Below are 24,683 nucleotides of genomic sequence, written 5' to 3' on the forward strand. Positions count from 1 at the left end.
GGGAGAGGTTAAGCAACCAATCCCTTCATCGGCCGTGCTCCCGCGCTATCCGGAAATACCGCCTCCGCGAGCACGCGATCCGAGAGCCCAAATTGCCCCTGCAGCACGCCCTTGATGACGGAGCGCAGATCCGTGGTGGGCTTGAGGTCGCGCCCTTCATGGAGGTTGGCGAGTTTGAGGCCCGGCCAGTCGGAGATGACGCGGCCGCCCTTCACGGCGCCGCCGGCGAGCAGCGCGATGGTTCCCGTGCCGTGATCGGTGCCGTCGGTGCCGTTGATGCGCGCGGTGCGGCCGAACTCGGTGGCGACCACGACCACAGTGTCGCGCCAGCGCGCGCCGAGCCCGCTTTCGAATTCGGCGAGCGCGCCGTCGAGCCCGCCGAGCAGGAAGGCGAGACGCCCCACAGGGCCGCCTTCGTTGGCGTGCGTGTCCCAGCCGTCGAAGGCGAGCGCGGCGATGCGCGGACCGTCGTCGGCGGCCATCAGCTTTGCCGCGCCGCGCGCCACCTGCCGCATCTGCGCGGCTGCATTGCCGCGTTTCGGCTTCATGTCGTCGCCGCTTGCAGCCTTGTCGAGCTGGAGGCCTTGCGACAAAGCCGTCGCCAGCACGGGATCGCGATGGCGGTAGAGCTCGACGAGGCGCATCGCGGTGTCGTCGTCGGCCTGCGGCAGCGCGACCGGCGCCCAGCCGACGGTCGGTGCATTGCCGCGCAGCACCAGCGGCGTGGTCGGGCCGACGGCAAGTCCGCTCGACACGCGCTCGCCGCGCGGCAGCGCTTCCAGCGCGCGATTGAGCCAGCCGGATTGCACCCGGCCCGGGCCGGCATAGCCGCTTTCGAGCACGTCCTGGCCGTCGAAATGCGAACGATCGCGATACGGTGTTGCGACCGCGTGGATCACCGCGGCATGCATCTCGCGATACATGCGCGCAAATTCCGGCATCGCCGGATGCAGCGCGAAGAACGAGTCGAGCATGATCGCGGGATGCGCGCCATCCGCGGTGAGCGCGATCGAGCCGTGCAGGCCGGCGTAATCGGGGTCGCCGATCGGGGCGACGGTCGAAAGCCCGTCGAGTGCGCCGCGCAGGATCACCACGACCAGGCGCGGATCGCGCCCGTCGGCGGCGCGGGCGAATTTGGGCAGATAAGCCCAGGCCGCGAAGGAGGCACCGCCGAGCAGGAGTCCGCGGCGCGAGGTGAGGAGCCGGTTCTCGACGCAGTCGATCATCATCATCTCCGCTGCATTTCCGGCGACATCAACAGCAGCGCCAGCGCCTGCTGCCGCGATTCCGCACGCTCGATGGTTCGCCGTGTCTCGATGGAGGCCGCGTCCGCCGCCGCGAATTCCAGCAGGTCGAGCGGATCGATGTTGTTGCCGAGCCGCGCACCCATTTGCGCCGCGATGTCGAGCCGCAGCTTCATGCCTTCGGGCGCGGCCCAGGCGGCGCCGGTGTCGGGGAAACCGTTCGGTCCCGCCGGCGACCACAGGGGTTGCCCGAGCAAGTTCAGATTGTTGAGATAGGCACCGGGATCCTCCGGCACGCGCGCGAGCAGCCGGCCGCTCGCGACCAGGAAATCGTAAGGCGAGCGCATCTTGGTCAGCGGCGCTTTCCACGCTTCATCGGAATCGACCAGCGCCATGGCAAGCGCCTTGAGGTCGCCGTCGGTCTTGACGAAGATGTCGCGCAACCGCACAACCAGAGCAGGCGGCGGATCATCGGCGACGAAGTGACGGACCAATTTGGTGGCGATGAAATTCGCGGTCGAGGCGTGGCGCGCGATGTCGGCGAGCGCGGCCTCGCCTTGCGCGAGGCCCGCCTGAGCGTAGGTCTTGCCGAGCAGGATCTGCGACCCGGGCTGATGCGCATTGACATTGAACACGAAGGAGCCAGGCACTCCTAATTGTCCCTGCCGTCCGGCAAAGGTCCAGCCGGTGATGACACGCGCGAGCGAGGTGACGTCGTCCTGCGTGTAGCCGCCGCCGACGCCGAGCGTATGCAGCTCCATGATCTCACGCGCCAGATTTTCGTTCAGCCCGCGCTTGCGGTTTTGCCCTGCGCGCGAATCCGGTCCGAGCGATTGCTGGTTGTCGAGGAAGAACAGCATCGCCGGATGCTGCTCGGCCGCCTTGAGCATATCGGCGAAGCGCCCGAGCACATGCGGCCTGATCGCCTCGCGCTCGAACGCGCCGGCCCAGATCCGCGCCAGCTCGCCCTTGCTGGCGGAGATGCAAAAATGGTTTGACCAGAACACGACGAGACGCTCGGTGAAGCCGCACTCGGCAAGGGTGGCGCGCTGCAACCGGGCCAGCGCCTCGGCGCGAAATGTCTTCTGGATAACGTTGAGCGGTTGCGGCGCGGGCTTTGCGGCAGGCGGCGCGGCGGCGTTGGGCTGCATGGCCTCCGGCTTCGCCGCATGATCGGCCGGTCTTGCATCCGCCATCTGGCCGGCGACCTCCGCCGCCGCTGCGTTCAGCGAGAGATTGCGGCGCAGGGCGGGCTTCTGATCGGCAGGCGCTTGTGTCGACGGTGCTTCAGCGGCCGCCTTCGCGGCCTCGCGCGCCTGCTTGACCTGGTCCTGATAGGCGAACACCGCCTGCCCAAGCTGCGGCGTCGATTGCAGGCCCGGCGCTTCCAGCAGCACGCCATTGGGGCGCGCGAGCTCTGCCTTCACGAAACCGCGCGGATCGGAGGCGGCGTTGATGAGATCGCCGGACGCGCCGCCGCGGGCGCCGAAGCCGAAGCGATTGAGCGCAACGAGCGCGGCTTGCGAATCGCGGGCCATCGATCTGTCCTTCGCGCGTTGGGAGCCGCTTTCGGAGTCCGTGCGCAACGCGTAATATACCGCAGCGACAGATGAACCCGACATGAAAATGACGGCGAAGCTTCGACGTAAATCATGACAAATCCGCAAGAATCCTCATCGCAGGACCCGCGCCGCCTCACCTGCTCCCGCTGCGGCACCGAGTTCGGCTGCGACCTCTCAGGCAATTGCTGGTGCGCGGAGGAGACGGCAAAACTGCCGATGCCAATCGAGGGCGAGGATTGTTTGTGCCGGGCGTGTTTGCGCAAGGCGGCGGGGCAGGCGCGTAGCCCGGATGGAGCGCAAGCGTAATCCGGGAATCATTTCGCGAACGCAAATCCCGGATTGCGCTTCGCTCCATCCGGGCTACGGCAGTATCGTAGGGTGGGCAAAGCGAAGCGTGCCCACCATTTCATTGCGTGTGTGGGAGATGGTGGGCACGGCGCTTTGCGCCTTTGCCCACCCTACGAAGCTTACACCTCATGCCCCGGCGACCTTCGCGCCATGCCGTCGAACGCATCCAGCAGTTTCTCGCGCCAGACGTAGACGGGGTCGTCCGCCTCGAGCAGCTTGAACGGGCTCACCACCCGCGCCCATTGAAAACCGCCGAACACGATGTAGTCGGCATAGTTCGGCGCGGCGCCGCCGATGAAGGGTTGCTTCTTCAACGTCTGCCGCATCACCTCCAGCGACCTGCGGAACGCGACCACGCCGGTGTCGCGGCTGGCCATGACCTCTTCCAGAGACTTGCCGCCGAAGCGCGCCTCGCGCAACTGGCGGAAATAGGCGGCATCGACCTCGGCGAGGTTGTTCGGAATGTCGGCGACGATCAGCGGAAAGATGCCGCCGACGATGGCGATATCGCCGAAGGCATTGATCATGCGCGCCATGGCGCGACCGCCCTCGCCGCCAAACAACGACGGACGATCCGGAAAATTGTCTTCGAGATAGTTCGCGATCGTCCAGGAATCGACCACGGGCTTGTCGTGATGCAGCAGCACCGGGACTTTCTCAGAGCCGTGCGGCGCGATCGCGCTCTTCTCGGTGAAGCGCCAGGGCAGCGATTGTGCCGTCAGGCCCTTATGCGCGAGCGCCATTCGCGTGCGCCAGCAATACGGGCTGAACGGGCGCGCGGCGTCGGTGCCGACGAGTTCGAAGAGTTTGAGTGACATGAAAGGCAACTCCATCCGCTCCGTCATTGCGAGGAGCTCTTGCGACGAAGCAATCCAGACCGCCGCCGCAGGGACATTCTGGATTGCTTCGCTTACGCTCGCAATGACGATGTGGAGAGCGGGGCGCGCCGACGACGACTGTCATGCCCCGGCTTGACCGGGGCATCCAGTACGCCGCGACGGTCGTGAGACACACTGCTGCTGGTGTTTACTGGATCATCCGCCTTCGCGGATGATGACAGCGAGGGCGTGGGGAAAGTGAAGGCATCACCGCCCGTTCGCGCGCAACAGCCGCTCGCCACCTTCCGTCACCGCGATGATCAGCCCGATTCCGGGCACCGTCTCGCGCGCGACGTAGCCACGGTCAGCGGCGTCTTCCCAGATGGTGAGGCGCGGGCACGAGGTCTTCCAGGTCGCGATCACCTCGGCATAGGCGCGCGGTTCGCGTGCGACCCATTCGACGAAATCCAGCACCAGCGGATCGGCGTTACAGCTCATTGCAAACCTCCCTTGTCGAAGGCCGCCAGCACCGGCGCTCGTAGCACGAGCCAGCCGCCATGGACGATGTAGTAGCAGGCGATGGTGGTGATCAGCTTGTTCGACCAAGCCACGAATTGCTGGTCGGTCATCGCTTCCAGGATGCGCCGCGCCAGCGTGGTGCCGAGCATGGAGGCCGCAATCGCGACGCCGGCGAGCACGGGATCGAGGCTCGCCGCCTGGTCGATGATGCCGCCGAAATAGACCAGCTTGGTGAAATGGCTGACGAGCTGGCACATTGCCTTGGTCGCCACCTTCTCGCGCCGGCCGAAATCGCCGCCGAGGAAGAAGGTGTCGAGCAGCGGGCCGGAGACGCCGGTCATCAGCATCAAACCCATGCAGATCGTGCCGTAGACCGTGCCCTGCCAGAGCCTATCAGGGTCCGGCTTGATGTTCGCGGGCAGCAGGCGCGCCATGAACGGGGTGATGCCGAGCAAGAGCAGCGCCATCGGCTTGTCCGGCACATAGCGGGTGAGCGACCAGGCCGCGAGTGCGATGGCAGCGCCGACCATGTAGTTCGCGACCGGCCGCCAGCGGATATGCGCCCGCCAGAGCAATGCGCGCCAGCCGTTCGAGGCCATCTGCGTGATCGCATGCAGCACCATCGCGGTCGGCAGCGGCATCAAGGCCAGCAGCACGCCGATCAGGATCAGCCCGCCCGCCATGCCGAACAGCCCGGATAGGAACGCGGTGGCGACCATCAGCAATCCGAGGGCAGCGATCATGATGGACGTCACGAAGGGGGTCTCCTGTGGTGGGCAGGTAAGGGACGTAAACTCTTTCACTCCCTCGTCCCGCCCTTGCGGGGGCGGGACGAGCAACGCTCGCCCTGAGAGCGTGGGGTGAGGGGGAGTCTCCGCAAGGGAGGTGACAGTTAAACTCGCGGGAGAGTCCCCCTCACCCGCAATTTGCTCCGCAAATTCCGGCCTCTCCCCGCGCGCGGGGAGAGGCGAAGGAGAACGTGCCTTGCTTGCCCTTCCTTCGCAAACTGAGTTATCTTGGCCTGGCATCAGCTTTCCTGAGGGTCGGGCATTTGCGGCGGCTGCTGTTTCTCAACGGCATCAAGGCATTCGAGGCGGCGGCGCGGACCGGCAGCTTTGCCGCGGCCGGCGTCGAGCTCAACGTCTCGGCGGCCGCCGTCAGCCGCATGGTGCATCTGCTGGAACAGCGGCTCGGCCTCGCGCTGTTCGAGCGCAAGGCCAACAAGCTCGTGCTGACGCAGGCCGGCCGTGCCTATCAGAGCGGTCTGACGCCGATCTTCGATGCGCTGGCGAGCCTCACCGCGCAGGTGACCGCGCCCTCCAGCGTGCGTGTGCTCACCATCGGCGTCGGCCACACCTTTGCGATGCGCTGGCTGATCCCACGCCTGTCGGAGTTTCGCAGCGAGGAGTCGGACATCGAGGTGCGCTTCACCACCGGCGGCGCCTCGGTGCCATTTGGCGAGGACTGGAGCTGCGGCATCAAGCTCGGCACCGGCGACTGGCCCGGCCTGGTCGCCGAGCCGCTGTTCGCCGGCGACCTCACGCCGGTCTGCGTGCCGCGCCTTGCGAGCGGCCTGAAGCGGCCGACCGATCTGAGGGGACCGAGCCTGATCCGCGTCGCGCATTCGCCGGAGGATTGGCCGCTCTGGCTCAAGGCCGCGAACCTGGCGCGCATCAACGCGCGCGGGCCAGAGTTCCAGTTCTACGGCCAGGCGCTCCAGGCCGCCGCCGACGGACTCGGCATCGCCATGGGCATCCGGCCCTATATCGACGACGATCTCGCCGCCGGGCGCCTGGTGGCGCCGTTCGATCTCTCAGTGCCCAAGGGCATGCGCTGGTACCTGCTCTATCGCAGTTTCCAGACCGAGCATCGCGACTTCGCCGCGTTCCGCCGCTGGATCATGCGCACGGCGTCGGAACCGGCGGCGCGTCCGGTGCGGCGGATCGGCCGTGCTGCGGCGCGGAACTGATGCGCTCGGCAAAAAAGCCCCGCGGCTTGTGAACGGCTTCACATCCTGAAATTCGCAAATGTGGTCCCCTGACCCTCCGAAAAGAAAAGTGGGACCTACAAGAATGACGACCCTTTACGACGGCTTTGACATCGAATCCTTCGAAGCTGGCAAGGGGCTGTGGCACGCGCGCATCCGGCGCGCCGATTTCAGCCCGGTTGCCATCGACGGCGTGCTGTTTCCGGCCATGGAAGTCGGCTTCGCCTGGCCTGATCGCGACGCCGCGATTGCCGATGCCAAGCACCACATCGATCGCTTCCGCCGGCGGGCCGACAGCGACGACGAATAATAGACGAGCGGGTCTGCAACGGACCCGCGACAGGGCGGCGGGGAACCGGTCATGTCAATCATCGAAGCCGACGGACTACGGCCGCGGATCTATGCCCGCGCCGTGCTGTCCAACTGCCCGGAATGCGACGGCGATCTCATGGTGCTCCGTGTGATCGGCGGTCGCGCCGGATGCGAGTACTGGACCATGCGCTGCCCCGATTGCGGCGGCATCCATCTCGACATCCTGAGGCCGCATCAGGCGGGCGAGGACGACGAGGGGCCGCTACCGGCGGCGTGAGCCTCGAGGCTGCTGCCAACCTGCTGTCAGCAGGCTGCATGACGATGGGCATTCGCCCTTTATCGCGGGGCGGACTCGTCCCATATTCGCCCCATGGCGAAGAAACCCGCATCCTCCGAAAAATCCGGCAAATCCCCGAAGACCAAGGCCCCGAACTCGAAGGCGCATCGCCCCGATGTGCAGCCGATCGGGCCGGCGCTGGCCGAGCTGCTCAATCCCGCGATCAATCGCGGCGATGCGGGCCTGGGATCGGGCACCGGCCTTCAGCCGCCGCCGGACAATTCGCGCGATCGCCGGTCCGGGGGCGAGGCCGCCGCGCATCGCGCGCGCGCATCAACGCCGAAGGAGTTTCCGCAGGATACGGCCAAGAACATTGCAAAGACTATTGCAAAGCCGATGCCGCCGCGGGCCTCGACCGAAGGCTTCGACGAAGCACCGCAGGCCAATTACGGAACCTCGGCCACGATCCCGAAACTCGATCCGGAACTGGCCCGTCAGCTCGGTCTTCCCACTGAAGAGGACGATGCCGAGGCGCTGGCGCGACCACCGCGCAGCAAGATGGAGGCGCTGGGCGTCAAGGCCACCGCGGATGCGCTGGAGGCGCTGATCCGCGAGGGCCGCCCGGAATTCCGCAAGGACGATGGCTCGATGCGGGTCTGGACGCCGCACCGGCCGCCGCGCCCGGAAAAATCCGAAGGCGGCGTGCGCTTCGAGATCAAGTCTGAATATGAGCCCAAGGGCGACCAGCCGACCGCGATTGCCGAGCTGGTCGAGGGCGTCGATCGCAACGATCGTTCGCAGGTGCTGCTCGGCGTCACCGGCTCGGGCAAGACTTACACGATGGCCAAGGTGATCGAGGCGACGCAGCGCCCCGCCCTGATCCTCGCGCCGAACAAGACGCTCGCCGCCCAGCTTTATGGCGAGTTCAAGAATTTCTTCCCCGACAACGCGGTCGAGTATTTCGTCTCCTACTACGACTATTACCAGCCGGAAGCCTACGTCCCGCGCACCGACACCTATATCGAGAAGGATTCCTCGATCAACGAGCAGATCGACCGCATGCGCCACTCGGCGACGCGCGCGCTGCTCGAACGCGACGACGTCATCATCGTCGCCTCTGTGTCCTGCATCTACGGTATCGGCTCGGTCGAGACCTACACCGCGATGACGTTCGCGCTGAAGAAGGGCGAGCGCATCGACCAGCGCCAGCTCATCGCCGACCTCGTCGCGCTCCAGTACAAGCGCACCCAGGCGGATTTCACCCGCGGCACGTTTCGCGTCCGCGGCGACGTCATCGACATCTTCCCCGCGCACTATGAGGACCGGGCCTGGCGCGTGAACCTGTTCGGCGACACCATCGAGAACATCGAGGAGTTCGATCCGCTCACCGGCCACAAGCAGGACGAGCTCGAATTCATCAAGATGTACGCCAACTCGCACTATGTGACGCCGCGCCCGACGCTGGTGCAGGCGATCAAGTCGATCAAGTTCGAATTGAAGCAGCGGCTGGACCAGCTCCACGATCAGGGGCGTCTTCTGGAGGCGCAGCGGCTGGAGCAGCGCACCATCTTCGACCTCGAGATGATGGAGGCGACGGGCAGCTGCGCCGGCATCGAGAACTATTCGCGCTATCTCACCGGCCGACGCCCCGGCGAGCCGCCGCCGACGCTGTTCGAATACGTCCCCGACAACGCGCTGATCTTCGCCGACGAGAGCCACGTCACAATCCCGCAGATCGGCGCCATGTTCCGCGGCGACTTCCGCCGCAAGGCGACGCTCGCCGAATACGGTTTCCGCCTGCCCTCCTGCATGGACAACCGCCCCTTGCGCTTCGAGGAGTGGGACATGATGCGGCCGCAGACCATCGCGGTGTCGGCGACGCCGAGCGGCTGGGAGCTCAACGAGAGCGGCGGCGTGTTCGTCGAGCAGGTGATCCGTCCCACCGGGCTGATTGATCCTCCCGTGGACATCCGCCCCGCCCGCACCCAGGTCGACGATCTCGTCGGCGAGGTCCGCGCCACCGCGCAGGCCGGCTATCGCTCGCTGATCACCGTGCTGACCAAACGCATGGCGGAGGACCTCACCGAATATTTGCACGAGCAGGGCATCCGCGTTCGCTACATGCACTCCGACATCGACACCATCGAACGCATCGAGATCATCAGGGATCTCCGCCTCGGCGCCTTCGACGCGCTGGTCGGCATCAACCTCTTGCGCGAAGGCCTCGACATTCCCGAATGCGCGCTGGTCGCGATTCTCGACGCCGACAAGGAAGGTTTTCTGCGCAGCGAGACCTCGCTGATCCAGACCATCGGCCGCGCCGCGCGCAACGTCGACGGCAAGGTGATCCTCTACGCCGACCAGATGACCGGCTCGATGGAGCGCGCCATCGCCGAGACCAACCGCCGCCGCGAAAAGCAGGTCGAGTACAACACCGCCAACGGCATCACGCCGGAGAGCGTGAAGAAGCAGATCGGCGACATCCTCAACTCGGTCTACGAGCGCGATCACGTGCTGGTCGAGGTCGGCGGCCACGACATGACCGACGACGTCATCTCGATCGGCCACAATTTCGAGGCGGTGCTCGCCGATTTGGAAACGCGCATGCGCGAGGCCGCTGCCGATCTGAACTTCGAGGAAGCCGCCCGCCTGCGCGACGAAGTCAAGCGCCTGCGCGCCACCGAGCTCGCGGTGGTCGACGATCCCACCGCGAAACAACGCACCGTGCAGGGCAAGGCCGGCGCCTATGCGGGCAGCAAGAAGTACGGCGACGCCGCCAACCTCCCGGTCAGCGCGATGAAGAACAAGAGCGCCGCAACGGCGCTCAAGGCCGGCGGCGGCAAGGGCTCACGCGTCCACAAGCCGCATCTCGACGAGATGCACGGCCCGGAATCGCTGCCCTACCGCGCGAGCCCGACGCTGCCGTCAAAGCCGTTCGGCAGCACCAGCCGGATCATCCAGCCGACGGACTCGCGGCAATCGGGGCCAGAGTTCGGGCCCGCGCCGAAGTCGACGGGCGGGGCGCCTTGGCGACGGGGCGGGTGGAAGAAGAGGTAGGGGCATCCGCGCGAGTGGTGGCTATGGATTCCGGGCTCGCCGCTTTGCGGCGCCCCCGAATGACGAGGAGAGATTTGCGCTGCTCACCCCACGCTCGCCGTTACCACGGCCATCACCGACAGCAGCAGTACGATGGTCACGAGCTGGAGCGAGGCGACTGGCTGGGTGCGCCAGGCGGTGATCTTGTCGGACAGCGACAGATGGGCCTCGAAGAGTTTTGGCTCGTAGACGGTCTTGAAAACGGCGGGGAAGCTCGGGCCCAGGGTCACCGCGAGCAGCGCGTGCGCGAGCGAGGCGATGGCGACGAAGATAGCGACGCCGGGGTCGCCGACCAGATCGTGATTGCCGACGAGCTTGAGCAGGAACGTGGCGGCGGCGAAGGTCGGGAAACTCTGGAGGATCGCGGTCAGCGCGAGACCCTCGAGCGCGTTGTGCAGGCGGGACTTTCTGGCGGTGGCGATGGCGGCCATGGCACGTCTCCCTGATGACATGGGGATGACGGTAGCGGTGTCGGGACAGGAGTGATGTGCGATGGGTCACGCGGTGCGGCGGGCCCTTCACCTCGCCCCGCTTGCGGGGCATGGCTACCGCATGTGATCTCTTGGAGCCGCCTGAGCAAGCGCCTCGTCCTTCGAGACGACCGCTCCGCGGTCAAGATGAGGCTAATTGGCCCGCTGAAACTGCTGCCGCACACTCCGCCCTCATCCTGAGGAGCCCACCAAAGCGGGCGTCTCGCGCGAGCGGACGGGATGTAAGGTCGGGCGGCGGCTCCGCTGCCCGCCATCGCCATGGTGTCGTCCTGGCGAAGGCCAGGACCCATTACCCGGACTGCCGGTGTGCCGGCGCGCGGTCAACCACCAGCCTGCCCATTGCGGAGGCCGGTGGATATGGGTCCTGGCCTGCGCCAGGACGACACCGGGGGTGGACGCGGGCCTTCGGTTCCATAAGGCCTGCGCTCAGAGCCGGGAAAATACGGGACTCTGTTGTAAATCTCACAAACCGCGTTCAATGGTGCTTTGCGAAAACGTGAATTGCGTTTTGACCGAAATCCCGTAGTTATTCGTACACGAACGAGTTGAGCCCCGGCACCCTTACTGTGCATGGGGTTGTTTTCCGTTTTTTTGCAAGCCAGCTTCAGGACTGCCCAAAATGACAGAGCACAGCCTCTGGCGTTTCTCGCGCGCGTTGCACCGCGCGATCAACGACCGGCATTTCAGCGATATCGAGGCCCTGATCGACAAGGACATCGAGTGGGCGCTGTACGGCCCGATCGACATGTTTCCATTCCTCGGTGCACGGCAGGGCAAGGACGCCGTGCTCGACGTCATCCGCCAGCTCGCCGACAATTTCCATGTGCGCCGCTTCGATCGCGAGAGCATCATGCTCGGCGTCGATTCCGCCGCCTCGATGCTGCGCTATTCGCTGACGGCGCTCGATTCCAACAAGCCGATCAGCTTGCGCGTCGCGCAGTTCGCCCAGTTCAGGGCGGGCAAGCTCGTCAGCATGCGGGTGCTGATCGACACCTTCGACCTGGTCGAGCAGGCACTCGGCCGCGCCATTCATCTGCCGAAGATGAGCCGCGCCGGCTGAGGGGGACGCCAACGGGTCCCGCTGTTCGGGACCGATGACGACACTCACATGACGCCCTGGCCTCCAGCCCCGCCGGATGCGGCCGTGTCAGAAGCTCGTCATCGGGCGCGCGCCTGCCGCGCGGCCCGTTGGTTCGTCATTTCGCGGCGAGCCGTCACAATTTCGCGACGATGAATCAGCATGTTTCGCGCGGAATGGCGCGTGGCTGAAGGCCGATATATATTATCGAAAAGCATGCGCTGGGGTTCGCGGGCAGGACTATGGAATTCTCGACAGGGTTTGGCTGGACCAGGCTGCCGTTGCTGGCGGCCACCTTCATCTTGGGCTCGGTGTTGACGGTCTCGGCGCAGATCATTCCGCCCACAGCGGCCGCGCCTGACGACGAGGCTGAGACTGCGGCGGCGGAGGCCCTCGACGTCAACGACTCCGATGTGCTCAAAGGCATCGACGTCGACAAGCTCGACTGGAGCCAGCTCGCGGTCGATGCCGGCACCGGCATTGACCCCATGGCCGCCAAGAAGCGCGCCCAGGCCGCGGCCAAGGATGGCCTGGACTGGTCGTCGAACCCCAATGCAAACGGTTCCTCGGCGGTGACGGTGAAGCAATCCGTGTTCTCGTTCTGGGATACGCGGATCGGCGCCGACATGACGGTGACGCGCGAGCCGCGGACGATGTCCGAGCTGCTGGCGCAGAAGGCCACCAATGGCGGCAGCCTGCCGCAATCCTCCGGCAGCGCCTGGGCCGCCGCGACCGCGCCGGGCGCGGGCTCGATCTGGGACAAGACCGCGGTGGAGGCCCGGGTCGATCCCGGCACTGAACAGAGCAAGATCGGGGCCTCGCTGACCAAGTCGGTCCCGCTGTCCGGCGACACGTCGCTGACGCTCCAGAACGGCTACAGCGTCAACCAGCAGGGCACGACAGCCGTCCCCGGCATCGGCGGCCACATCACGCGAAATTACGAGACCGACCAATCGGCCAAGATCACCCTCACTGACACCGGAACCAGCATCACCGCCGGCCAGACGCTGTCGACCACCGACGACAAATGGCTGCGCAAGTTCGGCGCCGAGCAGAAGCTGTTCGACAACGTCACCGTCTCCGGCTCGGTCGGCGAGACCTCGCAAGGCACGATCAACAAGAGCCTGACGGCCGGGTTCAAGAAGAGCTGGTAGGGCGAGCCTCCACTCTCCCCTCATCCTGAGGGCGCTCCGAAGGAGCGCGTCTCGAAGGATCGAGGCCTCTCTGCTAGAGCGGGGCCTGCATGGTTCGAGACGCGCGCGAAGGGCGCGCTCCTCGCCATGAGGGGATAGGTTTGCCGTCGCGGCTCCCCTATTCACACTCTCCTAACCATACGCCACGGCAAAACCCCCGAATGGTCCGCCCTTGCCGCATCTCGGCCCATTTGCGGTCAAAATCGGGCGTCCTAGTCGCCAAAACAGACGTCGTCGTGCGGGGGACACTCGCGCCGCGCTCAAACGCGAAAAGGGGAATAACGATGAACGCCATCCGTCCGGAAAAGACCGAAACCACCGAGACCGAGACCGTCGACAACAACCTCGCCGCCGTGACCGAGGTCGAGGCCGGCATCCGCGATTTCGTCCGCAACGACATCGCCTATCTGCGCCGGCCGGCGGCCACGACCGACGCGCCGCCGCTCGACCCGAGCGCGGAAGCCACCGTCAACAACGTCAACTCGCTGATCCAGCGCGTGGCCGGAACCTCACTGGCCGAGATCGAGAATTTGATCTCCGAGCTCGAGAGCCTGCGCGACCTGCTCCATGCCGAAGGCCAGCGCGTCCAGCGCGAGATCTCCGGCTACGCCCAGCTCAGCCAGGCCGCGATGAAATCGACCCGCATGATCGCCGACAACGTTGCGCAGTGGAAGCGCGCCGCCGACGGCCTGCGCAACAGCTGATCGCAAGCACAGCTTCACGCGCCGCCGCGTTCCCGGAAGGGAGCGCGGCGGTTTTGATTCTGGGATGCGTGACGGGTGCTCACACGTTCCCCAATGAAGGTGTCATCGTCCGACTTGATCGGGCGATCCAGTATTCCAGAGACAGCAGTGATTGAACCGGGAGGCCGCGGCGTACTGGATGCCCCGGTCCTGCCAGGTCCAGCCGGGGCATGACAGCGGTGGATGTGGCGCGAACGGATGGCAGGGCAGCGGCGGCATGCGGCCACGCAGTCTACGCGCTCCACGCATCCCCGCTTTGAACCCTCCACCCCTCCCCGGCGACGAATGCCAAGCGCCCGCAGCCTTTCGGCCGGGCCGGGGGACATGTCATGGAAAGCATTCGGCCCGACAACACGGACCCTATATCGCTGCGGCCCGCGCCGAATCAGCTCGGCACGATCATGCTGCGCTTTGTCGGATTGCTGGCGGTTGCGGTCGCGGTGCTGGCGTTCGTCTACAGCCGCTGACACGGGGCCGGACGCGGCCCTTTAACGAACTCTTACCGGGCGGCTTCCACGGTCGAAGCTTCCAGGGTGTAGCCGCCATCGGCATAGCCCTTCACCACCATGCCGGCGACCAGCATCACGGCCAGCGTCGCGGTCGCGAAGATGAATCCGACAAATTTGAGTGCGCCGCGATCTGCCATGGTCCTCGTCCCCTGTCCTCTGCCAATTCGTTTCAAATAGACAGCGACAGGTTCATAATTAGTTAGCAACTCGGTGGTTCCGCCAAACTGCTTCGCGGTAACCATGTTGCGCAGGCTTATGGCAGCCGCCCGGAATCGCGTCCATAGCGCGCGGGCAACACTCCCGCACTCAATTGGACCGTTCATCTTGGAACAGGTCTAACCACCCTTCCGCATCGGCACGAAGGCGGTGGCGGTGATCGAGTAGACCTCCTCGCCGTGCTGGTTGGTGCCGGTGGTGCGGGCCGTCAAAATGCCCCAGCCGGGGCGCGAGCCTGAGGCGCGCTTGTCGATGACGACGCTGACGTAACTGACGGTGTCGCCGGCGAGCACCGGCCTGATCCAGCGCAGGTCGCGAAAGCCCGGCGACGGGCCCCACACCGCGACCTCCTCGCCGCGCGAGACAGCCTCACGCGCCAGGCGCTGGCCGTCGGCGACAAGCAGGCTCATGCAGGCCGAGCCGACATGCCAACCGGAGGCGGCGAGCCCGCCGAACAGCGAGTTCTTGCCTTCCTCTTCGTCGAGGTGAAAGCGCTGCGGGTCGAACTTCGCCGCGAAAGTCTTGATGGAGTCCGCCGTGAACGTATAGGTGCCGATCTCGCGGCGCTGGCCGATCTCGATGTCCTCGAAGAACCGCATCAGAGCGCTCCCTCGCGCCGCTTGATCAGGATCGGCGAGGTCATCTCGGCAAGGGCCTGCCCCGCCGCGTTGCGCGCGGTACATTTGAACTTGACGATGCCGAGCTCCGGGCGACTCTTCGAGGTGCGCGCCTCCACGACGTCGACGTCGAGCATGAGGTCGTCGCCGGGCCGGAGCGGAGACAACCAGCGCACCTCGTCGACGCCGGGCGAGCCGAGCGAAGCGGCGCGCGTGATAAAACCGTCGGCCATCATCCGCATCATCAGCGAACAGAGATGCCAGCCCGAGCCGGACAGGCCGCGCAGCATGCTTCTAGCCGCAGCCTCCTCATCGAGGTGCATCGGCTGCGGATCGAACTCGACGGCAAAGGCCAAAATCTCGTCGCGGGTGACATGGTGCGGGCCGAACGTTCCGAACCGCCCGGGCGGGAAATCTTCGAAGGTCAGGGTCATCTTGGGATTGATTCGTGGAAATGACAGATTGTGGCCGCACTTTACGGCAATCTCAACCCGCGGGCCCGCATGGCTCGTGCTACATTCGGCGCAGCGGGGTTGGTCTTGAGTCGGATCAACCGGGGGTCGGGATCATTGAGCAAGGCCCAATTTGGCAAGGCCGCTTTGCCCTGGGGAGAGCGATGTTTTCATTCAGCGACCTGTTTCAATGGGACCGCTTCATCACACCGACGATCATCAAGACCTTCTACTGGCTGGTGATCGCGCTGATCTGCCTGTTCGGCCTCTCCGGCATCTTCTCCGGCTTGGCTGCGATGGCGATCAGTCCGTTCGGCGGCTTCCTGGTGCTGCTGTCGTCGATTGCGAGCGTCGTCGTCGGCGTGGTGTTCTCGCGCATCCTCGCCGAGCTGATCCTGATCGTCTTCCGCATCAACGAGCATCTCGGCGCGATCAGGGACCAGGGCAGCGGGACGCGGTGAGGACGGCGCAGGTGCCGTAGGGTGGGTTAGCCGAAGGCGTAACCCACCAACTTCGTTCGGCAAACGCGGAAGCATGGTGGGTTACGCCTTCGACTGCGCTTCGCGCAGCCAAGGGCTAACCCACCCTACGAATCTATCGAGATCTTACGTATTAAACCTGAAATGCATCACGTCGCCGTCGGCGACGACGTATTCCTTGCCTTCGAGCCGCAGCTTGCCGGCATCACGGGCGCCGGCTTCGCCGCCGAGGGCGACGTAGTCGTCATACGCGATGGTCTCGGCGCGAATGAAACCCTTCTCGAAGTCGGTGTGGATCACACCGGCCGCCGCCGGCGCCTTGGTACCGCGATGGATGGTCCAGGCGCGCGCTTCCTTCGGCCCCACCGTGAAATAGGTGATGAGGTCGAGCAGCGTGTAGCCGGCGCGGATCAGGCGGTCGAGACCGGCTTCTTCGAGACCCAGCGTCTCCAGGAAGTCAGCGCGTTCTTCACGCGAGATTGTCGCGATCTCCGACTCGATCTTGGCGGAGATGACGACGGCGACGGCGCCTTCCTTGGCGGCCTGCTCCTGCACGGCCTTGGAGAACGAATTGCCTGTGGCGGCCGAGCCTTCCTCGACGTTGCAGACGTAGAGCACGGGCTTTGATGAGAGCAGCCCCAGCATGGAGAAAGCGCGCTCCTCCTCGGCCTTGCGCTCGACGAGGCGGGCGGGCTTGCCCTCGCGCAGCAGCACCAGCGTGCGGTTGACGAGGTCGAGCTGCTCCTTGGCGTCCTTGTCGTTGCCTTTGGCTTTCTTGGAGAGGTTGTCGACACGCTTCTCGAGGCTGTCGAGGTCGGCGAGCATCAGCTCGGTCTCGATGGTCTCGATGTCGGCGAGCGGCGCGATCTTGCCCTCGACATGGGTAACGTCGGAATCCTCAAAGCAGCGCACGACATGCGCGATCGCGTCGACCTCGCGGATGTTGGCGAGGAACTGGTTGCCGAGGCCTTCGCCCTTGGAGGCGCCGCGCACGAGGCCGGCGATGTCGACGAAGGTCAATCGCGTCGGGATGATCTGTCCCGACTTGGCGATGGCCGCGAGCTTCTCCTGCCGCGGATCGGGCACGGCGACTTCGCCGACATTCGGCTCGATCGTGCAGAACGGATAGTTCGCGGCCTGCGCCGCGGCCGTCTCGGTCAGCGCATTGAACAAGGTCGATTTGCCGACATTGGGCAACCCGACAATCCCGCATTTGAATCCCACGAGCGTTATTCCTTGCCGTTCTCGTCCTTGGTCAAAAATCCCTTCGCCTGCATGGCGAGATGCACCCTGTTGGCGAAGGTCGCGTCCGTGCCCTTGGCGATCAGTGCCGCGTGCTCGGCAACCGCGTTGCACAGCGTCGCCACCCATTCGTTGTCGGCCTTGGCGAAGTCCGACAGCACGTGGCCATGCACCAAGTCCTTGATGCCGGGATGACCGATGCCGAGCCGCACCCGGCGATAGTCGTTGCCGATATGGGCCGAGATCGAACGCAGGCCGTTGTGCCCGGCGATGCCGCCGCCGATCTTCACCCGCACCTTGCCCGGCGGCAGCTCGAGCTCGTCATGGAACACGGTGACGTCGCCCAGAGCGATCTTGAAGAAGCCTGCCGCCTCCTGCACGGCGCGGCCGGACTCGTTCATGTAGGTCGCGGGCTTGAGCAGGATGACGCGCTCGGTGCCGAGCGTGCCTTCCGAGGTCTCGCCCTGAAAGCGGCGGCGCCATGGCGCAAAGCCATGACGCCGCGCGATCTCGTCGACGGCCATGAAGCCGATATTGTGCCGGTTACGTGCGTATTTCGCGCCGGGATTGCCGAGCCCAACAAAGAGTCGCATGACGCGGCGCGCCCCTCGCTCGGCGCGCGATCAAGGACCGCGCGCCAGCTTTGAGAGATTACTTCTTCTTGTCGCCGCCGGCCGGAGCCTTGGCAGCCGCAGCCGGAGCAGCAGCGCCCGCAGCCGGAGCAGCCGCCGGAGCAGCAGCACCCGCGGCCGGAGCCGCACCACCCGCCGCAGCCGCAGCCGCCGCCTTCTGCTCTTCGGCGTAGCCCGACGGCGGGACGATGGTGACGAGGGTCGCGTCCTCGCGGGTCATCGCCTTCACACCGGCCGGCAGCTTGATGTCCGACAGATGCAGGGAGTGACCGATTTCGAGCGAGCCGACGTCGGCCTCGATGTATTGCGGAATGCTCTCGACACCGCATTCGAGGTCGATCGCGTGGGCGACGATGTTGACGGTGCCGCCGCGCTTCACGCCGGGCGAGCCTTCCGCCTTCACCACGTGCAAGGGCACGCTGATGCGGATGGTGGCGCCTTCGCCGAGCCGCATGAAGTCGACATGGATCGGGAAGTCCTTGACCGGATCGAGGTGATAGTCGCGCGGAATCACGCGGTGCTTCTTGCCCTCGAGGTCGATGTCGACCAGCGTGGTCAGGAACCGGCCGGCGAGGATGCGCTGGCGCAAGTCGCGATCTTCAATCGAGATCGTCACCGGGGGCTGGTTGTTGCCGTAGATCACTCCCGGCACTCTGCCGGCGCGACGCTCAGCCCGGGCGGCCCCCTTGCCGCTCTTCGGACGTGCGGTCGCCTTCAATTCCTTGACGGTCGTCGCCATGTCGTTAAGTCCTTGTTTTTGCAAAAGTTAATGGGCCGCAGCGCGGCCCATGGCATAGTCCGCAGCAAGCCTCCAGGGGTGCGGGGGCCGCAGACGTGGCGGGCTTTTACCCGGAAGATGCGGAAATGACAAGGAGAATGGGCTGCCGGCCCGAGTTCCCACCCTCCCCCTCCAGGGGAGGATAAGAAGAAAGGATGCCCTTACGTCGGCGCGCCGCCGAGCTTGGCCTCCAGCGCGGCGATCCTTGCCTTCAGCGCCTCGTTCTCCTCGCGGGCGAGGCGGGCCATGTCCTTGACCGCCTCGAACTCCTCGCGCTTGACCAGATCCATGTCGCGCAGGAATTTTTCCGCCTGGGTGCGCATCACCGTGTCGAACTCGCGCTTGACGCCTTGGGCGGCACCGGCGGCGTCATTCATCAGGCGGCCGATCTCGTCGAAAAACCGGTTGCTGGTCTGGGTCATGGCGGCCTCCGATAAACTTTGCGCGAACTCTGCGAAACACAATGGCAATCCGAAGGGAACGGTTCAAGGGCCGAGCGGGGGTATCCTTGTCATGCTCCGGTTTCCTTGCAATCGTACTCAACGTCCCTGCATAAGAAGAATCACAGGGCGTCTGCTGGCGCTCGATCGCCGCAATCTCGTCCAGACATAGAAGGCGCGATGCCCTTTTTGCTCATCGACTTCCCAGCCTTCAAGCCGATCGCGATCGAGATCGGTCCGTTCGCGATCCGCTGGTACGCGCTGGCCTATATCTGCGGCATCGTGTTCGGCTGGCTCTATGCGCGCTCGCTCCTGAAGAACCACCGTCTGTGGGGCGGACCCGCACCGATCTCGCTGCTCCAGATCGACGACTTCATCCTCTGGGTCACGCTCGGCATCATCCTCGGCGGCCGCACTGGCTACGTCCTGTTCTACAATCTGCCTTTCTTCATCGAGCATCCCGCTGCGATCTTCAAATTGTGGGAGGGCGGGATGTCCTTTCATGGCGGCTTCCTCGGCTGCGTCGTCGCGGTGATGTTGTTTGCTTATCGAGGCGGCATCTCGATCCTGTCGCTCGGCGACATCACCACCGCGGTCGCCCCGGTCGGGCTGCTGCTCGGACGCATCGCCAATTTCATCAATGGCGAATTGTGGGGCCGCGCCACCGATGCGAGCCTGCCTTGGGCGATGATCTTCCCGAACGATCCCACACAGCTGCCGCGCCATCCGAGCCAGCTCTATGAGGCCGGCATGGAGGGCATCCTGCTGTTCACGGTGCTCGCTGTCATGATCCGCTTCGGTGCCCTGAAGCGGCCCGGCATGATCCTCGGTGCCTTCATCCTGATCTATGGTCTGACCCGGATCGCCGGCGAACACTTCCGCGAACCCGACGCACAGCTCGGCTTCCTCTGGGGCGGATTAACCATGGGCATGCTGTTGTCGATCCCGATGCTTATCGTCGGCGCCATACTTATTGTATGGGCTATCCGGCGCGGCGCGCCGAAGCCTATCGAGGCCATTCGTTAAATCATTTCGAGAACATGGATCGTGACCGACTCGCCGCTACTCAACGAGATCAAGGCGCTGATCAAATCCTCAGGCCCGATGCCGGTCTGGCGCTACATGGAACTGTGCTTGATGCACCCGCGCTATGGCTATTACGTCTCGCGCGATCCGCTCGGGCGTGAGGGCGATTTCACCACCGCGCCCGAGGTCAGCCAGATGTTCGGCGAGCTCTTGGGGCTGTGGGCCGCCTCGGTGTGGAAGCAGATGGGCTCGCCGCAATTTCTGCGGTTGATCGAGCTCGGCCCCGGCCGCGGCACCATGATGGCGGACGCGCTGCGCGCATTGCGCGTGCTGCCGCCGCTCTACCAGGCGCTCTATATCCACATGGTCGAGGTCAATCCGGTGCTGCGCGACCGGCAGAGCGCGACACTGTCCGCCGTGCGCAACATCGCCTGGCACGACAGCATCGACGAGGTGCCGGAAGGCCCGAGCATCATCCTCGCCAATGAATATTTCGATGTGCTGCCGATCCATCAGATGGTCCGGCACGAGAACGGCTGGCACGAGCGCGTGATCGAGATCGATCCCAACGGCAAGCTTCAATTCGGCGCGGCGCCCGAGCCGACGCCGCGCTTCGACGTGCTGCTGCCGCCCTTGGTGCGTGCCGCGCCCATCGGCGCCGTGTTCGAATGGCGGCCCGATGGCGAGATCATGAAGCTTGCGACGCGCGTGCGCGACCAGGATGGCGCGGCGCTGATCATCGACTACGGCCATTTGCGCAGCGATGCCGGCGATACGTTTCAGGCCATTGCGCGTCACAGCTTCACCGATCCCTTGAAGGCGCCGGGCCAGGCCGACGTCACCGCCCATGTCGACTTCCAGGCGCTCGCGCGCGCGGCCGAGGATGTCGGCGCGCGCGTGCACGGGCCGGTGACGCAAGGCGACTTCCTCAAGCGCGTCGGCATCGGCACCCGCGCGGCGGCGCTGATGCAGAAGGCGCCGCCCGAAGTCGCCACCGACATTTCGGTGGCGCTCAAGCGTCTGACCGATACCGGGCGCAGCGGCATGGGCTCGATGTTCAAGGTGCTCGGCATCTCCGAGCCGCGGCTATCCGGCCTTGCCGGCCTCAGCGATCTCGAACAGGCTGGAGAGCCCTCATGACGCTTGTTTCGTCGCTGCTGTCGGCCGTGCCCGGTCTGCGCCACGCCTTCTTCACCCGCGAGGGCGGCGTCTCCAGCGGCATCTATTCGGCGCTGAACGGCGGGCTCGGCTCCAACGACGATCAGGCCCTCGTCGCGGAGAACCGCCGCCGCATGGCCGAACATGTCGGCGTCGCGCCGGAACGTTTCCTCAGCCTGCACCAGATCCATTCGCCCGACGTGCTCGTCGCCGAAATGCCGTGGCCGAGCAGACCGCGCCCGAAGGGTGACGCACTCGTCACCAAGACGCCCGGCATCGCGCTGGGCGTCTCCACCGCCGATTGCGGGCCGGTGCTGTTCGTCGATCCCAACGCACGCGTGATCGGCGGCGCCCATGCCGGCTGGAAGGGTGCGCTATCAGGCGTGCTGGAAGCAACGATCTCGGCAATGGAGAAACTCGGCGCCACCCGCGGCGGCATCATCGCCGCGATCGGCCCCTTGATCCGGCAGGAAAGTTACGAAGTCGGCAACGAGTTCGTGGCACGCTTCATCGAAGCCGACGCGGAGAACGCCATGTTCTTCATCCCGTCGGTGCGCGAGGGCCATGCGATGTTCGATCTCGCCGGCTTCATCCGCAAGCGGCTCGAAGCCGCCGGCATCCTGATGATCGACGATCTCGGCCTCGACACCTACGCCGACGAGCGCTTCTTCAGCTACCGCCGCTCGGTGCATCGCAAGGAGCCGGATTACGGCCGCCACATTCACGCGATCGCGCTGGAAGCGTGAACACACCGGCAACATTAACGATCGTCATTCCGGGGCTCGCGAAGCGAGAACCCGGAATCCATCGTGCGGCAGATCACACGGCGAAATGGATTCCGGGCTCGCGCCGGGTGGCGCGCCCCGGAATGACAGTGCGTTTGTGGCGCTCCCGCCCTAGACCTTAATCGATTTTAACGATATCGCTGCCCTCCATAATGAGGGAAGCGTCATCTTTTCCGCGCCGCGCGGGCTCGCGCGTGCTGGCGGTCATGCTGCTGGCGGCTGCGACCATGCTCGCCGGCTGCGCCGGCGGCAATGCGCCGAGCAATTCCTATGCGATGGCGCCGAGCGGTGGCAGCGGCGCAACGGTCGCCTTCGAATCGATCGATGGGCCACCACCGCAGGTGTTCGACCGCATGGTCGGCGTGCTCGACAGCGAATCCAAGCTGCGCAGCCTGTCCGTGGTCTCCCGCGAGGGCACGGCCGCCTATCGCGTGCGCAGCTACCTCTCCGCCCAGGTCGTGCGCGGCAAGACCGTGATCGCCTGGGTCTGGGATGTCTACGACGCCAACCAGCAGCGGGCGCTGCGCCTCTCCGGCGAGGAACCGACCTCGGCGAAGGGTGGCCGCGATGGTGCCCGTGATCCTTGGGCGGCTGCCGACGATCTCGTGCTGCGCAAGATCGCCCAGGCCGGATTCAGCGGACTTTCCAACATGATCAACGGAACGCCCGATGCCCCGGGCACTGCTCCGAACCTGCGGGGACCGGCGGTGGCAGGCGTGATCCGGGAGGCGCCGGCGGCGGAGATGCCGGTCACGGCGCTCGGCTATGCCGAGCAATAACCCCCGCTAAACCACGGGCCCAAGTTACGGCCAAACCGTTGGCCCGACTCGGGATTTTCGAAGGGAAAACGTAGCATCCCGGGTTGCCATTGCCGCCCCCGGCCTGATATTTCCTCGCCCGTCGTAACCGTGCTTCCAGTGGGTATTCGTAGGATGTTGAACGTCGTATCCAGCAAAGCGCGGGAGGAAGCGTCCATGTCGGCCAAAAACGGCTCCATCAAGCTCGTCGCCGGCAACTCCAATCCGGCTCTCGCTCAGGCCATTGCGCAAGGCCTCGACCTGCCGCTGACCAAGGCGGTGGTCCGGCGCTTTGCCGACATGGAGATCTTCGTCGAGATTCAGGAGAACGTCCGCGGCTCGGATGCGTTCATCATCCAGTCGACGTCCTTCCCGGCGAACGACCATCTGATGGAATTGCTGATCATCACCGACGCGCTGCGCCGCTCCTCGGCGCGCCGGATCACCGCGGTGCTGCCCTATTTCGGCTATGCCCGGCAGGACCGCAAATCGGGTTCGCGCACGCCGATCTCGGCCAAGCTCGTCGCCAATCTGATCATGCAGGCCGGCGTCGACCGCGTCATGACGCTCGACCTGCATGCCGGCCAGATCCAGGGCTTCTTCGACATCCCGACCGACAATCTCTACGCGGCCCCGCTGATGGTGCGCGACATCAAGGAGAAGTTCGACCTCTCCAAGGTGATGGTGATCTCGCCCGACGTCGGCGGCGTGGCCCGTGCGCGCGGCCTTGCCAAACGCATCAACACTCCACTCGCCATCGTCGACAAGCGCCGCGAGCGTCCGGGCGAGTCCGAGGTCATGAACGTGATCGGTGACGTCGCCGGCCACACCTGTATCCTCGTCGACGACATCGTCGATTCCGGCGGCACGCTGGTGAACGCAGCCGACGCGCTGATCGCCAAGGGTGCCAAGGACGTCTACGCCTACATCACCCACGGCGTGCTCTCCGGCGGCGCCGCCGCCCGCATCTCCGGCTCGAAGCTGAAGGAGCTGGTGATCACCGACTCGATCCTGCCGACCGATGCGGTGACCAAGGCGCCGAACATCCGGATGCTGCCGATCGCCAGCCTGATCTCGGATGCGATCGCGCGCACGGCGGCCGAAGAGTCGGTGTCGAGCCTGTTCGACTGATTTTTCTTCTTCGCCTCTCCCCGCGTGCGGGGAGAGGCCGGATTGCATCGCAGATGCGATCCGGGTGAGGGGGACTCTCCGCGAGTCCAACTCTCACCGTCCCCGCTGAGACTCCCCTCACCCCACCCTCTCCCCGCAAGCGGGGCGAGGGAGTGCGCGGTCCTTCCGCCCCTTACTACCCCACGATCCCCGCCGCGACCTGGCCGCGCAGGCGTTCGAGGCCGAGCAGTGTCTCCGCGCAGGCGGCCGCGACCTCCACGCCCTTGATCGCAAAATGCTTGCGGAAGAAGTCGTAGTGCACCTCGGTCTCGTGGAATTGCTGCGGCGTCAGCACCGCCGAGAACACCGGCACCTCGGTGCGCAGCTGCACGTCCATCAGCGCCTTGATCACTGTGTCGGCGACGAACTCATGGCGGTAGATGCCGCCATCGACGACGAGGCCGGCCGCGACGATCGCGGTGTAGCGCCGCGTCTTGGCGAGGACCTGTGCGTGCAGCGGGATCTCGAACGAGCCCGGCACCTCGAACACGTCGACATGGGTAAGGTGCCGCGCTTCTGCCTCCTTTAGGAAGGCGATGCGGGCCTCCGCGACCACGTCGCGGTGCCAGCAGGCCTGCACGAAGGCCACCCGCTGCGGCTTTGCGAAGCGCGGGTGTTCGGGCGCAGGATCCTGCGGAACCGGCGGTCGGGCGACCTCAGTTTCGACTTTGGAGGTTTGGACTTGGGGATCTTGCAACATCTGATTCATGGCTT

General features: G+C 65.5%; 29 protein-coding genes. 15 read left to right on the forward strand and 14 right to left on the reverse strand.

Going from position 1 to position 24,683, the window contains the following annotated elements; translation table 11 throughout:
- Window positions 1–8: 8 nt before the first annotated feature.
- Window positions 9–1,226, reverse strand: coding sequence for a DUF1501 domain-containing protein (locus tag ACR9YP_RS39065; RefSeq protein ID WP_474221196.1), 1,218 nt, complete (start codon window positions 1,224–1,226; stop codon window positions 9–11).
- A gap of 2 nt (window positions 1,227–1,228) precedes the next feature.
- Window positions 1,229–2,782 (reverse strand): DUF1800 domain-containing protein, encoded by a 1,554-nt coding sequence (locus ACR9YP_RS39070; protein WP_474218555.1) that lies wholly within the window; start codon window positions 2,780–2,782, stop codon window positions 1,229–1,231.
- Window positions 2,783–2,896: 114 nt separating this feature from the next.
- On the opposite strand from ACR9YP_RS39070, the gene ACR9YP_RS39075 reads away from it, so the two are divergent.
- Window positions 2,897–3,112: a cysteine-rich CWC family protein gene (locus ACR9YP_RS39075; protein WP_438105096.1), complete on the forward strand. Its 216-nt coding sequence runs from the start codon at window positions 2,897–2,899 to the stop codon at window positions 3,110–3,112.
- Window positions 3,113–3,273: 161 nt separating this feature from the next.
- Here the strand turns inward: ACR9YP_RS39075 and ACR9YP_RS39080 are convergent, their stop codons facing one another.
- From ACR9YP_RS39080 to ACR9YP_RS39090, 3 genes are all read right to left on the reverse strand, one after another.
- Complete coding sequence (locus ACR9YP_RS39080; RefSeq protein ID WP_438105098.1) at window positions 3,274–3,972, reverse strand: glutathione S-transferase family protein; 699 nt, start codon at window positions 3,970–3,972, stop codon at window positions 3,274–3,276.
- 267 nt (window positions 3,973–4,239) lie between these two features.
- Window positions 4,240–4,470 carry a hypothetical protein gene (locus ACR9YP_RS39085; RefSeq protein ID WP_438105099.1) on the reverse strand — a complete coding sequence of 77 codons (231 nt, stop codon included), beginning with the start codon at window positions 4,468–4,470 and terminating at the stop codon, window positions 4,240–4,242.
- Entirely contained in the window at window positions 4,467–5,246 is a 780-nt protein-coding gene (locus ACR9YP_RS39090; protein ID WP_438105100.1) for a TSUP family transporter, read from the reverse strand. The genes ACR9YP_RS39085 and ACR9YP_RS39090 overlap by 4 nt, the downstream gene beginning before the upstream one ends.
- Window positions 5,247–5,542: 296 nt before the next feature.
- Between ACR9YP_RS39090 and ACR9YP_RS39095 the strand changes: the two genes are divergently transcribed.
- The 4 genes from ACR9YP_RS39095 (at window position 5,543) to uvrB (ending at window position 10,124) form a co-directional block, all read left to right on the forward strand.
- Window positions 5,543–6,460: a LysR substrate-binding domain-containing protein gene (locus ACR9YP_RS39095; RefSeq protein WP_438105102.1), complete on the forward strand. Its 918-nt coding sequence runs from the start codon at window positions 5,543–5,545 to the stop codon at window positions 6,458–6,460.
- A gap of 103 nt (window positions 6,461–6,563) precedes the next feature.
- On the forward strand, window positions 6,564–6,788 hold the full coding sequence (locus ACR9YP_RS39100) for a hypothetical protein (RefSeq protein WP_091886682.1): 225 nt from the start codon (window positions 6,564–6,566) through the stop codon (window positions 6,786–6,788).
- Between the two features lie 51 nt (window positions 6,789–6,839).
- A complete protein-coding gene (locus tag ACR9YP_RS39105; RefSeq protein ID WP_370986289.1) occupies window positions 6,840–7,067 on the forward strand; it encodes a TFIIB-type zinc ribbon-containing protein in 228 nt (75 codons plus the stop codon).
- 93 nt (window positions 7,068–7,160) lie between these two features.
- Window positions 7,161–10,124, forward strand: a complete 2,964-nt coding sequence (gene uvrB, locus ACR9YP_RS39110; protein WP_474218557.1) for an excinuclease ABC subunit UvrB — start codon at window positions 7,161–7,163, stop codon at window positions 10,122–10,124.
- An 83-nt stretch (window positions 10,125–10,207) separates the two neighbouring features.
- On the opposite strand, the gene ACR9YP_RS39115 is transcribed toward uvrB, so the two are convergent.
- Window positions 10,208–10,594, reverse strand: coding sequence for a hypothetical protein (locus tag ACR9YP_RS39115; RefSeq protein ID WP_474218559.1), 387 nt, complete (start codon window positions 10,592–10,594; stop codon window positions 10,208–10,210).
- 679 nt (window positions 10,595–11,273) lie between these two features.
- Between ACR9YP_RS39115 and ACR9YP_RS39120 the strand changes: the two genes are divergently transcribed.
- From ACR9YP_RS39120 to ACR9YP_RS39135, 4 genes are all read left to right on the forward strand, one after another.
- The gene (locus ACR9YP_RS39120; RefSeq protein WP_438105105.1) at window positions 11,274–11,714 is read left to right on the forward strand and encodes a nuclear transport factor 2 family protein; all 441 of its coding nucleotides are present in this window, start codon (window positions 11,274–11,276) and stop codon (window positions 11,712–11,714) included.
- Window positions 11,715–11,974: 260 nt separating this feature from the next.
- On the forward strand, window positions 11,975–12,886 hold the full coding sequence (locus tag ACR9YP_RS39125; protein WP_438105106.1) for a hypothetical protein: 912 nt from the start codon (window positions 11,975–11,977) through the stop codon (window positions 12,884–12,886).
- Between the two features lie 323 nt (window positions 12,887–13,209).
- Entirely contained in the window at window positions 13,210–13,629 is a 420-nt protein-coding gene (locus ACR9YP_RS39130) for a hypothetical protein (RefSeq protein WP_438105108.1), read from the forward strand.
- A gap of 368 nt (window positions 13,630–13,997) precedes the next feature.
- Window positions 13,998–14,135 carry a hypothetical protein gene (locus ACR9YP_RS39135; RefSeq protein WP_438105110.1) on the forward strand — a complete coding sequence of 46 codons (138 nt, stop codon included), beginning with the start codon at window positions 13,998–14,000 and terminating at the stop codon, window positions 14,133–14,135.
- 32 nt (window positions 14,136–14,167) lie between these two features.
- Here the strand turns inward: ACR9YP_RS39135 and ACR9YP_RS39140 are convergent, their stop codons facing one another.
- The 3 genes from ACR9YP_RS39140 to ACR9YP_RS39150 all read right to left on the reverse strand — a co-directional run bounded on the left by ACR9YP_RS39140 (window position 14,168) and on the right by ACR9YP_RS39150 (window position 15,444).
- Entirely contained in the window at window positions 14,168–14,314 is a 147-nt protein-coding gene (locus ACR9YP_RS39140; protein WP_164934669.1) for a hypothetical protein, read from the reverse strand.
- Between the two features lie 198 nt (window positions 14,315–14,512).
- Complete coding sequence (locus tag ACR9YP_RS39145) at window positions 14,513–14,992, reverse strand: MaoC family dehydratase (protein ID WP_438105111.1); 480 nt, start codon at window positions 14,990–14,992, stop codon at window positions 14,513–14,515.
- Window positions 14,992–15,444, reverse strand: coding sequence for a MaoC family dehydratase (locus ACR9YP_RS39150; protein ID WP_474218560.1), 453 nt, complete (start codon window positions 15,442–15,444; stop codon window positions 14,992–14,994). Before ACR9YP_RS39150 ends, ACR9YP_RS39145 begins: the two co-directional genes overlap by 1 nt.
- 182 nt (window positions 15,445–15,626) lie before the next feature.
- On the opposite strand from ACR9YP_RS39150, the gene ACR9YP_RS39155 reads away from it, so the two are divergent.
- The gene (locus tag ACR9YP_RS39155) at window positions 15,627–15,923 is read left to right on the forward strand and encodes a DUF4282 domain-containing protein (RefSeq protein ID WP_091886710.1); all 297 of its coding nucleotides are present in this window, start codon (window positions 15,627–15,629) and stop codon (window positions 15,921–15,923) included.
- A 144-nt stretch (window positions 15,924–16,067) separates the two neighbouring features.
- Here ACR9YP_RS39155 and ychF read toward each other — a convergent pair whose 3' ends face one another.
- From ychF to ACR9YP_RS39175, 4 genes are all read right to left on the reverse strand, one after another.
- On the reverse strand, window positions 16,068–17,165 hold the full coding sequence (gene ychF, locus ACR9YP_RS39160; protein WP_128939793.1) for a redox-regulated ATPase YchF: 1,098 nt from the start codon (window positions 17,163–17,165) through the stop codon (window positions 16,068–16,070).
- Between the two features lie 5 nt (window positions 17,166–17,170).
- Window positions 17,171–17,776, reverse strand: a complete 606-nt coding sequence (gene pth / locus ACR9YP_RS39165; RefSeq protein ID WP_474218561.1) for an aminoacyl-tRNA hydrolase — start codon at window positions 17,774–17,776, stop codon at window positions 17,171–17,173.
- Between the two features lie 58 nt (window positions 17,777–17,834).
- Window positions 17,835–18,554, reverse strand: coding sequence for a 50S ribosomal protein L25/general stress protein Ctc (locus tag ACR9YP_RS39170; RefSeq protein ID WP_438105119.1), 720 nt, complete (start codon window positions 18,552–18,554; stop codon window positions 17,835–17,837).
- Between the two features lie 200 nt (window positions 18,555–18,754).
- Window positions 18,755–19,015: an accessory factor UbiK family protein gene (locus tag ACR9YP_RS39175; protein ID WP_370986297.1), complete on the reverse strand. Its 261-nt coding sequence runs from the start codon at window positions 19,013–19,015 to the stop codon at window positions 18,755–18,757.
- Window positions 19,016–19,213: 198 nt separating this feature from the next.
- On the opposite strand from ACR9YP_RS39175, the gene lgt reads away from it, so the two are divergent.
- The 5 genes from lgt (at window position 19,214) to ACR9YP_RS39200 (ending at window position 23,930) form a co-directional block, all read left to right on the forward strand.
- Window positions 19,214–20,059: a prolipoprotein diacylglyceryl transferase gene (lgt, locus tag ACR9YP_RS39180; protein ID WP_474218564.1), complete on the forward strand. Its 846-nt coding sequence runs from the start codon at window positions 19,214–19,216 to the stop codon at window positions 20,057–20,059.
- A 21-nt stretch (window positions 20,060–20,080) separates the two neighbouring features.
- Window positions 20,081–21,199 (forward strand): class I SAM-dependent methyltransferase, encoded by a 1,119-nt coding sequence (locus ACR9YP_RS39185; protein WP_438105121.1) that lies wholly within the window; start codon window positions 20,081–20,083, stop codon window positions 21,197–21,199.
- Window positions 21,196–21,963, forward strand: coding sequence for a peptidoglycan editing factor PgeF (gene pgeF, locus ACR9YP_RS39190; RefSeq protein ID WP_438105123.1), 768 nt, complete (start codon window positions 21,196–21,198; stop codon window positions 21,961–21,963). The genes ACR9YP_RS39185 and pgeF overlap by 4 nt, the downstream gene beginning before the upstream one ends.
- A 191-nt stretch (window positions 21,964–22,154) precedes the next feature.
- Window positions 22,155–22,781, forward strand: coding sequence for a hypothetical protein (locus ACR9YP_RS39195; protein WP_474218565.1), 627 nt, complete (start codon window positions 22,155–22,157; stop codon window positions 22,779–22,781).
- 195 nt (window positions 22,782–22,976) lie between these two features.
- Window positions 22,977–23,930, forward strand: a complete 954-nt coding sequence (locus ACR9YP_RS39200) for a ribose-phosphate pyrophosphokinase (RefSeq protein WP_370986302.1) — start codon at window positions 22,977–22,979, stop codon at window positions 23,928–23,930.
- A gap of 175 nt (window positions 23,931–24,105) precedes the next feature.
- Here the strand turns inward: ACR9YP_RS39200 and ACR9YP_RS39205 are convergent, their stop codons facing one another.
- Complete coding sequence (locus ACR9YP_RS39205) at window positions 24,106–24,678, reverse strand: 6,7-dimethyl-8-ribityllumazine synthase (RefSeq protein ID WP_438105127.1); 573 nt, start codon at window positions 24,676–24,678, stop codon at window positions 24,106–24,108.
- Window positions 24,679–24,683 lie beyond the last annotated feature (5 nt).

Source organism: Bradyrhizobium sp. BR14999 (assembly GCF_056106085.1).

Excerpts from the sequence above, each read along its gene's own strand:
- ACR9YP_RS39065 (WP_474221196.1), bottom strand. The coding sequence starts at position 1,226 with ATGATCGACTGCGTCGAGAACCGGCTCCTCACCTCGCGCCGCGGACTC.
- ACR9YP_RS39070 (WP_474218555.1), bottom strand. The coding sequence starts at position 2,782 with ATGGCCCGCGATTCGCAAGCCGCGCTCGTTGCGCTCAATCGCTTCGGC.
- ACR9YP_RS39075 (WP_438105096.1), top strand. The coding sequence starts at position 2,897 with ATGACAAATCCGCAAGAATCCTCATCGCAGGACCCGCGCCGCCTCACC.
- ACR9YP_RS39080 (WP_438105098.1), bottom strand. The coding sequence starts at position 3,972 with ATGTCACTCAAACTCTTCGAACTCGTCGGCACCGACGCCGCGCGCCCG.
- ACR9YP_RS39085 (WP_438105099.1), bottom strand. The coding sequence starts at position 4,470 with ATGAGCTGTAACGCCGATCCGCTGGTGCTGGATTTCGTCGAATGGGTC.
- ACR9YP_RS39100 (WP_091886682.1), top strand. The coding sequence starts at position 6,564 with ATGACGACCCTTTACGACGGCTTTGACATCGAATCCTTCGAAGCTGGC.
- ACR9YP_RS39105 (WP_370986289.1), top strand. The coding sequence starts at position 6,840 with ATGTCAATCATCGAAGCCGACGGACTACGGCCGCGGATCTATGCCCGC.
- uvrB (WP_474218557.1), top strand. The coding sequence starts at position 7,161 with ATGGCGAAGAAACCCGCATCCTCCGAAAAATCCGGCAAATCCCCGAAG.
- ACR9YP_RS39115 (WP_474218559.1), bottom strand. The coding sequence starts at position 10,594 with ATGGCCGCCATCGCCACCGCCAGAAAGTCCCGCCTGCACAACGCGCTC.
- ACR9YP_RS39120 (WP_438105105.1), top strand. The coding sequence starts at position 11,274 with ATGACAGAGCACAGCCTCTGGCGTTTCTCGCGCGCGTTGCACCGCGCG.
- ACR9YP_RS39125 (WP_438105106.1), top strand. The coding sequence starts at position 11,975 with ATGGAATTCTCGACAGGGTTTGGCTGGACCAGGCTGCCGTTGCTGGCG.
- ACR9YP_RS39130 (WP_438105108.1), top strand. The coding sequence starts at position 13,210 with ATGAACGCCATCCGTCCGGAAAAGACCGAAACCACCGAGACCGAGACC.
- ACR9YP_RS39135 (WP_438105110.1), top strand. The coding sequence starts at position 13,998 with ATGGAAAGCATTCGGCCCGACAACACGGACCCTATATCGCTGCGGCCC.
- ACR9YP_RS39140 (WP_164934669.1), bottom strand. The coding sequence starts at position 14,314 with ATGGCAGATCGCGGCGCACTCAAATTTGTCGGATTCATCTTCGCGACC.
- ACR9YP_RS39145 (WP_438105111.1), bottom strand. The coding sequence starts at position 14,992 with ATGCGGTTCTTCGAGGACATCGAGATCGGCCAGCGCCGCGAGATCGGC.
- ACR9YP_RS39150 (WP_474218560.1), bottom strand. The coding sequence starts at position 15,444 with ATGACCCTGACCTTCGAAGATTTCCCGCCCGGGCGGTTCGGAACGTTC.
- ACR9YP_RS39155 (WP_091886710.1), top strand. The coding sequence starts at position 15,627 with ATGTTTTCATTCAGCGACCTGTTTCAATGGGACCGCTTCATCACACCG.
- pth (WP_474218561.1), bottom strand. The coding sequence starts at position 17,776 with ATGCGACTCTTTGTTGGGCTCGGCAATCCCGGCGCGAAATACGCACGT.
- ACR9YP_RS39170 (WP_438105119.1), bottom strand. The coding sequence starts at position 18,554 with ATGGCGACGACCGTCAAGGAATTGAAGGCGACCGCACGTCCGAAGAGC.
- ACR9YP_RS39175 (WP_370986297.1), bottom strand. The coding sequence starts at position 19,015 with ATGACCCAGACCAGCAACCGGTTTTTCGACGAGATCGGCCGCCTGATG.
- lgt (WP_474218564.1), top strand. The coding sequence starts at position 19,214 with ATGCCCTTTTTGCTCATCGACTTCCCAGCCTTCAAGCCGATCGCGATC.
- pgeF (WP_438105123.1), top strand. The coding sequence starts at position 21,196 with ATGACGCTTGTTTCGTCGCTGCTGTCGGCCGTGCCCGGTCTGCGCCAC.
- ACR9YP_RS39195 (WP_474218565.1), top strand. The coding sequence starts at position 22,155 with ATGAGGGAAGCGTCATCTTTTCCGCGCCGCGCGGGCTCGCGCGTGCTG.
- ACR9YP_RS39200 (WP_370986302.1), top strand. The coding sequence starts at position 22,977 with ATGTCGGCCAAAAACGGCTCCATCAAGCTCGTCGCCGGCAACTCCAAT.
- ACR9YP_RS39205 (WP_438105127.1), bottom strand. The coding sequence starts at position 24,678 with ATGAATCAGATGTTGCAAGATCCCCAAGTCCAAACCTCCAAAGTCGAA.